This window comes from Micromonospora sp. NPDC023814 (assembly GCF_040639595.1).
Taxonomy (GTDB): domain Bacteria; phylum Actinomycetota; class Actinomycetes; order Mycobacteriales; family Micromonosporaceae; genus Micromonospora.
Map to the genome: position 1 here is coordinate 1 of NZ_JBFAAF010000133.1, position 8,833 is coordinate 8,833.

An 8,833-nucleotide genomic window follows, 5' to 3' on the forward strand; every position below is an offset into this window, starting at 1 on the left:
GACGTGTTAGGTAGTGTCACGATGATCCTCTTCCTGTCTCCCATCGAGCCTAGCTCGCCCGGGAAGGCTGTCTCCTCTCAGCCTGACAGACAGGGACGTGCAGGCCTACGACGAGGCGACCGTGACCTCCGCCGGCCACCGCATCTACGCCGAGCCGACCCGCGGCGTCAACAACGGGCTCTACCTGCGACCGGCGAACAGCATCCTGCAGGACATCAACGTCCGTAAGGCGCTGCAGGCGGGCACCAACGCCAAGGAGGTCGTCGAAACGCTCTTCACCGGCAGCTACCCGGTGGCGACCTCGGTGCTCAGCCACCTGGCAGAGGGGTACGCAGACCTGTCCGCGCAACTCGCCTACGACCCCGACCGGGCCAACGCCCTGCTCGACCAGGCAGGCTGGGTACGCGGCGGCGACGGCATCCGGGCGAAGGGTGGCCGCAAGCTCGAACTGAGCGTCTTCGTCTCCGGCCCGCAGCCGCTGTCGAAGCAGACCCTCGAACTGGTCGCCCAACAGTGGGCCAGGATCGGCGTGCGGCTCGACGTCCGCCCCGCGGACTCCGGCACCCAGGCCGTGGACATCAAGAACGCCGAGCGGACCGCCATCACGCACTCGATGGTGGGACGGGCGGACCAGGACGTGATCAAGAGCCACTTCCACACCAGGAACCGGGACGTGTTGCTCTCCAACGACCCGAAACTCGATCGACTGCTGGAGGAGCAGTCCGCGCTCGTCGACGAGAACGCGCGCAACGCGAAGGTCGTCGAGATCCAGCGGTACGTGATCGAGCAGGGCTACGCGATCCCGCTGTTCGAGGAGCCGCAGGTGTACGGCGCCGCGCCGTACGTGCACGGCGTCGGCTTCGAGGCGGTCGGCCGCCCCAGGTTCTACGACGTGTGGCTGTCCAAGAAGGACAAGTAGGGCGGGTGGGCGGCTCATGACCAGGTATCTCGCGCTCCGTGTCGGGCAGGCCGTACTCGTGCTGTGGGCCGCCTTCACCGCCGGCTTCGTGCTGCTGCAACTGCTGCCGGGCGACTCCATTCTGATCAAGTTCCAGAACCCGGAGCTCGGGCTCTCGCCCGAGCAGATCGCGGAGATCCGCCAGCTGTACGGCGGCGACGAGCCGGGCATCGTCCGGTACGTCCACACGCTGCTGGGCTTCCTGCGGGGTGACTTCGGCTATTCGATCGACACCGGCACGCCGGTGATCGAGCGGCTGGCCGAGGGCCTGCCGGCGACCGCCGAGCTCGCCAGCCTCGGCTTCGGAGTCGCGGTGCTGATCGCCCTGACCATCGCCTTCGTGTCGAGCTACAGCCGGTTCGCCTGGATCCGGGGTGCGCTGCTGGCGGTGCCGTCGCTGTTCATCTCGGTTCCCACCTTCTGGCTGGGCATCGTGCTGATCCAGGTGTTCTCGTTCCAGCTCGGACTGGTGCCCGTCATCGGCGGCACCCGGTTCGAGCAGCTCGTCCTGCCCGTGCTGACTCTCGCCGTACCGATCTCGGCGCCGCTGGCGCAGGTCCTGGCCCGCAGCCTCGACCGGGTTCACGCGCAGCCGTTCGTCGCGGTGGTGGCCGCCAAGGGCGCCTCGCGCCGCTGGATCCTCTGGCGGCACGTCGCCCGCAACGCGCTGCTACCCACGCTGACGATCGCCGGGGTGACCTTCGGCGAGCTCATCGCGGGGTCGGTGGTGACCGAGACGGTCTTCGGCCGCAACGGCATCGGCCGGCTGACCGAGCAGGCGGTCACCGCCCAGGACACCCCGGTGATGCTGGCCATCGTGGTGCTTGCCGCAGCCGTGTTCGTGCTGGTCAACCTCGTGGTCGATCTGCTCTGTCCCGTTCTCGACCCGCGACTGACGACGAAGGTCGGTGTCACCGCATGACCGCCCAATCCGGTATCGACGTCCTCCGGCCCGCGCAGCCGGCCCCCGCCCGGCTGCCGCTGCGCCGGCCACCCGTCGCGCTCGTGCTCGCCTGGCTCGCGATCGCCGTCGTCGTGCTGTGGGCGGTCGCACCGGGCATGTTCACCGGCCACGACCCGATCAACGGCGTACCGGTGCAGAAGCTCCAGGCACCGAGCGCCGAGCATTTCTTCGGCACGGACGCCCTGGGCCGGGACCTCTTCGCCCGCGTCGTGCACGGCTCCGCCCGATCGCTGTCCGGCGCGTTCGTCGCCGTGGCGGTCGGGCTCGTGCTGGGCACGCTGCTCGGGCTGCTCGCCGGATCGGTCGGCGGCCTGCTCGACGAGCTGGTGATGCGGGTGGTCGACGTGCTCCTGGCCGTCCCGGGACTGCTGCTGGCGCTGACGGCCATCATCCTGCTCGGCCCCGGCACCATCAACGTGGCGATCGCCGTCGGCATCGGCTCGGTGGCGGCCTTCGCCCGGCTGGCGAGATCAGAGGTGGTACGGGTCCGGCGCGCCGACTACGTGGAGGCCGCGTTCGGCAGCGGCGGCCGGTTCACCACCGTGCTCCGGCGGCACGTGCTGCCCAACTCGCTCGGCCCCGTCGTGGCGCTCGCCGCGGTGCAGTTCGGCGCCGCGATCCTGGCCATCTCCACGTTCAGCTTCCTCGGCTACGGCGCGAAGCCGCCCACCCCCGAGTGGGGGCTGCTCATCTCGGAAGGACGCAACTACCTGGCCACCTCGTGGTGGCTGACCACCCTGCCAGGCGTGGTCGTGGTCCTCGTCGTGCTCGCCGCCGGCCGCATCAGCCGCTCGATCAGCAGGGAGGACGGATGAGCCTGCTCGAGGTACGCGACCTGACCGTCTCCTACCGGACCCGCGACCACGTCCACCCCGCGGTCGGCGGCATCTCGTTCGCCGTCGACCGCGGCGAGGTCGTCGCGGTCGTCGGTGAGTCCGGTTCCGGCAAGTCGACCACGGCGCACGCGATCATCGGCCTGCTGCCCGCGAACGGGTCCGTCGACTCCGGCCAGATCCTGCTCGACGGCACGGATGTCGCCGGCTGGTCGTCGAAGCGTCTGGAGTCGGTCCGCGGCGCGCAGATCGGCCTGATCCCGCAGGACCCGACGAGTTCGCTGAACCCGGTCATGACGATCGGCGCGCAGATCGGCGAGACGCTGCGCATCCACAAGCGTGGCGACCGACGCACCATCTCGCGCCGTGTAATCGAACTGCTCGACCGGGTCGGCCTGGCCGACCCCGAGCTGCGCGCCCGGCAGTATCCGCACGAACTCTCCGGCGGGATGCGTCAGCGCGTCCTCATCGCCAGCGCGATCGCCCTCGAACCACAGCTCGTCATCGCCGACGAGCCGACGAGCGCGCTCGACGTCACCGTGCAGCGGCGCATCCTCGACCTCATCGACGACCTCCGTACGGAGTTCGGCACCGCCGTGATCCTCGTGACCCACGATCTCGGCGTCGCCGCCGACCGGTCGAACCGGCTCGTCGTGATGCGCGACGGGCGGGTCGAGGAGCAGGGGGCGACCGCGGCGGTGCTGGCCCGACCGGAAGCCGAGTACACCCGGCGACTGCTGCGGGACGCCCCGTCGCTGACGCCACGACAGTTCCGCGACGTCCCCCCTCCGGCGGGCGGCGGAAGCCCCCCAGGCGGGCAGCCGCCCGCGATCGTCGCCCGCGACCTGGTCAAGGAGTTCCGGGTCGGGCGCAAGACGTTCCGGGCGGTCGACGGGGTCTCGTTCGACGTACGGCGGGGGACGACCCATGCCCTCGTCGGCGAGTCGGGGTCCGGCAAGACGACGACCGCGCGGATGGTCGTCCGCTTCGCCGCGCCGACCTCCGGTTCCGTGACGATCGGCGGCACCGACGTGGCGCGGCTGCGCGGCGAGGAACTGCGCCAGCTGCGCCGCCGGGTGCAACTGGTCTACCAGAACCCCGCCGGCTCGCTCGATCCCCGGCAGTCCGTCGGCGACATCGTGGCCGAACCGCTGCGCAACTTCCGGCTCGGTGACCGGGCCGGCCGTGGCAGGCGGGTGCGGGACCTGGTCGACCGGGTGGCCCTGCCGCAGACGGTGCTCGACCGCAAGCCGCGTGAGCTCTCCGGCGGTCAGCGCCAGCGCGTCGCGATCGCCCGCGCGCTGGCCGTGGACCCGGAGGTGCTCGTGCTCGACGAAGCGGTCTCCGCGCTCGACGTGACCGTGCAGGCGCAGATCCTCGACCTGTTCGACGGGCTGCAGCGCGAGCTCGGGCTCACCTACCTGTTCATCTCGCACGACCTCTCGGTGGTGCGGCAGATCTCCGACACCGTGTCGGTCATGAGAAAGGGACGCATCGTGGAGACCGGAACCACGCGGCAGGTCTTCGAGACGCCGCAGCACGAGTACACCCGCGAGTTGCTCGCCGCCGTACCCGGCACCGTCGCGGAGCTGGCGGCATGAGCCGTCCGCGACTCGGGTTCTTCACCCGGCTGCTCGACGACGGGCCGGCGGAGACGCGCTACCGGCTGGCCGCCGAGCAGATCCGGCACGCCGAGGCGTACGGGTTCGACTCGGCCTGGGTGGCCCAGCACCACTTCCACGCGGCCGAGGGCGGGCTGCCGGCACCGCTGGTGTTCCTCGGGCACGTCGCCGCGCGGACCAGTCGGATCCGCCTCGGCACCGGCATCATCACGTTGCCGCTGGAGAACCCGGTCCGCGTCGCCGAGGACGCCGCGGTGCTCGACCTGCTCAGCGGCGGCCGGCTCGAATTCGGCGTCGGCCCCGGCGGCACCCCCTCGTCGTTCAGCGCGTTCGGGCAGGACAGCGCGAACCGCTCGGCCGTCTACGCCCAGCATCTCGCGGTGCTCGTCGACGCCTGGTCGGGCCACCCCCTCGCCGACGACGGCGACCACCTCTACCCGGCGGCACCGCGCCTGCTCGACGCCATTTGGGAGGCGACCTTCTCGGTGAGCGGGGGAGTCCGCGCCGGGAAGGCCGGCAACGGACTGATGCTCTCGCGCACCCAGCCGCGCACCGAGGACGCCCCGCACGCCACGCTGGCGGAGATCCAGCGTCCCATCGTGGACGCCTACCACGACAACCTGCCGGAGGGCGTGCCGCCGCGGATCATGGCGTCGCGTACGGCATTCGTCGCCGACAGCCGCGCCGAGGCGCTGCGCTTCGCCGAGGCGGGGCTCGGTCGCGCCGCCCGGCAGTTCAAGGAGAAGGGCCACCCCGTGCCCGACGGGGGCCTCGCCCAGCTCATCGCCGCGTTCGACGTGCACGTCGGAACCCCGGAAGACGTCATCGCCAGCCTGAAGGCCGACCCGATCCTCCAGCGCTCGACCGACCTGGTCTTCCAGGTGCACTCGGTCGACCCCCCGCATCCGTTCGTCCTCCGCTCGATCGAGCTGCTCGCGACCGAGGTCGCGCCCGCGCTCGGCTGGGCGCCGCACTCCACCGCCGACCCGTCGACCGAACTGAGCAGAGCATGAGCACATCCATCGCCGACGTCATCGACCACCTGGTCGGCATCGAGCCCGCCTCCCGCCTCGACCAGATCCGCCACCGGCGACCGGAGGCCAGGAGGAACGCACAGGCGAGCTACGAGGCCCTCTTCTCGCCGCGCACTGCCGGGGAGGTCACCACGGCCGAGCGGCTCGCCGTCGCCGCGTTCGTGACCGCTCTGCACCGGGACGCCGCGACCGCCGACTTCTACGCCGCCCGGCTGGCCGAGCACTCACCGCAGCTGGCCGCGCTGATCGCGAAAGAGGCCGAGGCCGGCAGGACCACCGGCCCCTACGGCGCCTACCCGGCACCCGGTCCGCTTGCCGCCGAGAGCGTGGCGGGGCCGGCGTACCGGACGAACGACCGCGACGAGCTGGGAACGCGGCTCGCCGCCGCCCTGGAACACGCCCACCTCCTGGTGTTCCGTCCACGCGAGTCGAGCCGCGAGGCGTTGCAGGCCCTCCTCGACGCCGGCTGGAGCACCACCGACGTGGTGACCCTGTCGCAGCTCGTCGCCTTCCTCAGCTTCCAGGTGCGCCTCGTCACGAGCCTCCGGCTCCTGGCCGTGCCGCCCAGAAAGGGATCCCCGTCGTGACCGACACCGTGCTCGACCGTCCCGCCGCCGCGCGGCCGCTCGCCTTCACCCAGGACCAGCTCGGCTGGGAGCCCTGGCTCGCACCGCTGAGCGAGGCGGAACTCACCGACGTCCACTGGGAGGCGCTCGTCGACAAGGCGCGCGCCAACTCCCCCTACTTCCTGCTGCTCGCCCGGGACCCGGAGATCCTGCGCGCGCGGACGAAGACCGACAAGGACATCTTCTACAACCCGGACGGGGGCCTACCGCGGGCGGAGCGGGAACTCGCGGCGGCGGCAACCTCGCGCCGCAACGGCTGCGTCTTCTGCGCCTCCGTCCACGCCCGGTTCGCCGCGCACCACTCCAAGCGCCCCGACGACGTGCAGCGGCTGCTCGACGAGGGGGTCGACGCACCCCAGGACGAGCGCTGGCGGGCCATCGTCGACGCCGCGGTGGCCCTCACGGCCACGCCGGCCGCGCTGACCGCCGAGCACATCCACGCGCTGCGCGCGGTCGGTCTCGACGACCTGGCGATCAGCGACCTGCTGCAGGCGGCCGCCTTCTTCAACTGGGCCAACCGACTCATGCTCTCCCTGGGGGAGCCGACTCCACCACCGGCCGCGTGAGCGCCGCCAGCCGCCAGTCCTCGTACGAAAGGCAGTGACGTGACCGAAGCCCGACTCGACCACCTCGTCTACGCAGTGCCCGACCTCGCCGCCGGCGTCGCCGACGTCGCGGCGCGCACCGGCGTCACCCCCGTTCCCGGGGGCCGGCACCCTGGCGGCACCGCCAACTACCTCGTCGGGTTCGGCCCGACCTCGTACCTCGAGATCATCGGTCCGGATCCGGAGGCCGATCCCGCCGTCCGCCCGAGCGCCTTCGGCCTGGACGCCCTGACCGTGCCTCGCCTCGCCACCTGGGCGGTGCACCCGGACGACATCGAGAAGACGGTCGGCCTCGCCCGCGAACGCGGGTACGACCCGGGCGAGATCCAGCCGTTGTCCCGCCGTCGACCCGACGGGGTGCTGCTGTCCTGGCGGCTGACCCGACGGGAGGAACGCGCGGCGGGCGGGCTGGTGCCGTTCCTCATCGACTGGGGCGGCACGGAACATCCCGCGCGCTCCGGCTTGCCGCAGGTGCGGCTCGCCTCGTTCACCGCGACGCACCCGGACCCGTCGGTGGTCCGCCGCGACCTCGCCGCGCTCGGCGTCGAACTCGACGTGACCGCCGGACCGGCGACCGCGCTGGAGGCGGTACTCGACACCCCGCGCGGCTCGGTGACCCTGCGCTGAGCGGCCGGCCCGGTAAGAACCAGAAGAGAGCGATGCTGTGAGTAACCTTCGTGAATACCTGTCCCAGAAGCGGGCGGCACTGACCGCGCGCCGTGCCGCCCCGGACCGCGGCCCCGTTCCGTTGCGCGCCCGGGTCACCGCCGAGGGACGCAGCGGCGTACGGCGCATCCGGATCCGTGACTTCCAGGTCGTCAGCGACAGCGGTCCGGACTTCGCCGGCTACGATCTGGGGCCCGGCTCCCCGGAGCTGCAGGCCGGCGTGCTCGGCAGCTGCGTGACACACATCTTCCTGATCAAGGCGGCGGAGCTGGAGATCCCGCTCGACTCCCTCACAGTGGACGTGCAGGCCGAGTACGACCCACGTGCCCAGGAGCCCGGGAACACCGAGGTGCCCGTCCACCCGTACAACTTCCGATACGAGGTGCAGGTCGCTTCGCCCGCCCTCGACGAGGACCTGGCCCGGCTGCACGCTGAGGTGCAGCGGGTGTGCCCGATCCTCAACCTGCTGCGCAATCCGCAGGAGATCAGCGGCTCGCTGGCTCGGGTGACCTCGGCCGACGGGGACGAGCAGGGCCGCGCCGCCTGACTCGGCGACCCCGGCGCGTGCCGGTGCGGTCGGTGGCGGGTGCGGGTCTGCAAAGGCGGCCTGTGCGCGCCGGGGAGGGACGGTCGACCGTCCCTCCCCGAAGTCGACCGGTCGGCCTCAGGACAGCAACTTGTCCAGGGCCGCCTCGATGGTGTCGGTGTCCGGCGACGCGTACGCCCTCATGGTGTTCTTGTTGTATTGCGAGAGGAAGGTCGGGCACCGGTTCGCCGGGGTGCTCACGGTGCCGCCGTCGCCGATCTTCTCGCCGGTCTTCGCCGCGTAGAAGGTCAGCTCGTAGCGCGACGAGACGTAGTCGATGGTGAACTGCTTGAGAAGGGTGTCCTGGTATTCGCACTCGCGGGGCGTGCCCTCGCCCCCCACGAACTCCAGGCAGCCGACCACCGACACCGACTTGAAGTCGGTGCTCCCGGCGTAGTACGGCTTGTTCGAGGCGATCGACGTCGACGACCAGAGCGCCGGCCGGTCGGGGGAGTTCGCGAACGTGTACGCCTTCGCGCCCGACGGCCCGTTGTAGGGCGCCGCGTTGAGGATCTGGCTGCCCTCGCAGACGTTGCCCAGGTCGCTGGCGGAGCGGGCGGTCACCGCGTTGTCGCCGGGCTCCTGCGACTCGGACCCCCCAGGGGCGGGGGTGGCGCCCGCGCCCGGCTCGCCGCTGGTTGCGCTCGGGGTGTGATCGTCGTCGTCGACGAGGGCCAACCCGACGGCGAGTACGAGCAGGGCCACCACGGCGGCGGACAGACCGATGACCAGAGCCCTTTTCGACTTCCGCGGCGGCGGGGCCGGGGCCTCGAACCGCGGTGCCTGCCGTGGCTGGCCGTATCCAGGGTCCCTGCCCTGCGGGGCCGGCGGCCCGCTCCGGGGGGCGGAACCTGTCAAGTCAAGTGAGACGTTTTCGTGGTCAGGTGTTCTGTAGATCTGCGGGTTGAGCTGCTGGTTTGTTGATCCACACCGTGGTCG

At 71.5% G+C, this 8,833-nt stretch carries 10 protein-coding genes; 9 read left to right on the plus strand and 1 reads right to left on the minus strand.

The window, feature by feature from the left end:
- The first annotated feature begins 97 nt into the window (after positions 1–97).
- From AB0G14_RS33960 to AB0G14_RS34000, 9 genes are read left to right on the plus strand one after another with little or no spacing between them, the layout of a single operon-like run.
- The gene (locus AB0G14_RS33960; protein WP_357704620.1) at positions 98–919 is read left to right on the plus strand and encodes an ABC transporter substrate-binding protein; all 822 of its coding nucleotides are present in this window, start codon (positions 98–100) and stop codon (positions 917–919) included.
- A 16-nt stretch (positions 920–935) separates the two neighbouring features.
- Positions 936–1,880 carry an ABC transporter permease gene (locus tag AB0G14_RS33965; protein ID WP_357704622.1) on the plus strand — a complete coding sequence of 315 codons (945 nt, stop codon included), beginning with the start codon at positions 936–938 and terminating at the stop codon, positions 1,878–1,880.
- Complete coding sequence (locus AB0G14_RS33970) at positions 1,877–2,737, plus strand: ABC transporter permease (RefSeq protein ID WP_357704624.1); 861 nt, start codon at positions 1,877–1,879, stop codon at positions 2,735–2,737. Before AB0G14_RS33965 ends, AB0G14_RS33970 begins: the two co-directional genes overlap by 4 nt.
- Positions 2,734–4,356 (plus strand): ABC transporter ATP-binding protein, encoded by a 1,623-nt coding sequence (locus AB0G14_RS33975; protein ID WP_357704626.1) that lies wholly within the window; start codon positions 2,734–2,736, stop codon positions 4,354–4,356. Before AB0G14_RS33970 ends, AB0G14_RS33975 begins: the two co-directional genes overlap by 4 nt.
- Positions 4,353–5,390: a putative FMN-dependent luciferase-like monooxygenase gene (locus AB0G14_RS33980; RefSeq protein ID WP_357704628.1), complete on the plus strand. Its 1,038-nt coding sequence runs from the start codon at positions 4,353–4,355 to the stop codon at positions 5,388–5,390. The genes AB0G14_RS33975 and AB0G14_RS33980 overlap by 4 nt, the downstream gene beginning before the upstream one ends.
- Entirely contained in the window at positions 5,387–5,998 is a 612-nt protein-coding gene (locus tag AB0G14_RS33985; protein WP_357704630.1) for a CMD domain protein, read from the plus strand. The genes AB0G14_RS33980 and AB0G14_RS33985 overlap by 4 nt, the downstream gene beginning before the upstream one ends.
- Positions 5,995–6,603, plus strand: a complete 609-nt coding sequence (locus AB0G14_RS33990; RefSeq protein WP_357704632.1) for an alkylhydroperoxidase domain protein — start codon at positions 5,995–5,997, stop codon at positions 6,601–6,603. Before AB0G14_RS33985 ends, AB0G14_RS33990 begins: the two co-directional genes overlap by 4 nt.
- A 39-nt stretch (positions 6,604–6,642) precedes the next feature.
- Positions 6,643–7,269 (plus strand): VOC family protein, encoded by a 627-nt coding sequence (locus AB0G14_RS33995; protein WP_357704634.1) that lies wholly within the window; start codon positions 6,643–6,645, stop codon positions 7,267–7,269.
- 37 nt (positions 7,270–7,306) lie between these two features.
- The gene (locus AB0G14_RS34000) at positions 7,307–7,855 is read left to right on the plus strand and encodes an OsmC family protein (protein WP_357704636.1); all 549 of its coding nucleotides are present in this window, start codon (positions 7,307–7,309) and stop codon (positions 7,853–7,855) included.
- Between the two features lie 117 nt (positions 7,856–7,972).
- Here the strand turns inward: AB0G14_RS34000 and AB0G14_RS34005 are convergent, their stop codons facing one another.
- A complete protein-coding gene (locus AB0G14_RS34005; RefSeq protein ID WP_357704638.1) occupies positions 7,973–8,599 on the minus strand; it encodes a hypothetical protein in 627 nt (208 codons plus the stop codon).
- Positions 8,600–8,833: the final 234 nt, after the last annotated feature.

Coding starts and splice junctions, on each gene's coding strand:
- AB0G14_RS33980 (WP_357704628.1), top strand. CDS start 4,353: ATGAGCCGTCCGCGACTCGGGTTCTTCACCCGGCTGCTCGACGACGGG.
- AB0G14_RS33975 (WP_357704626.1), top strand. CDS start 2,734: ATGAGCCTGCTCGAGGTACGCGACCTGACCGTCTCCTACCGGACCCGC.
- AB0G14_RS33970 (WP_357704624.1), top strand. CDS start 1,877: ATGACCGCCCAATCCGGTATCGACGTCCTCCGGCCCGCGCAGCCGGCC.
- AB0G14_RS33965 (WP_357704622.1), top strand. CDS start 936: ATGACCAGGTATCTCGCGCTCCGTGTCGGGCAGGCCGTACTCGTGCTG.
- AB0G14_RS33985 (WP_357704630.1), top strand. CDS start 5,387: ATGAGCACATCCATCGCCGACGTCATCGACCACCTGGTCGGCATCGAG.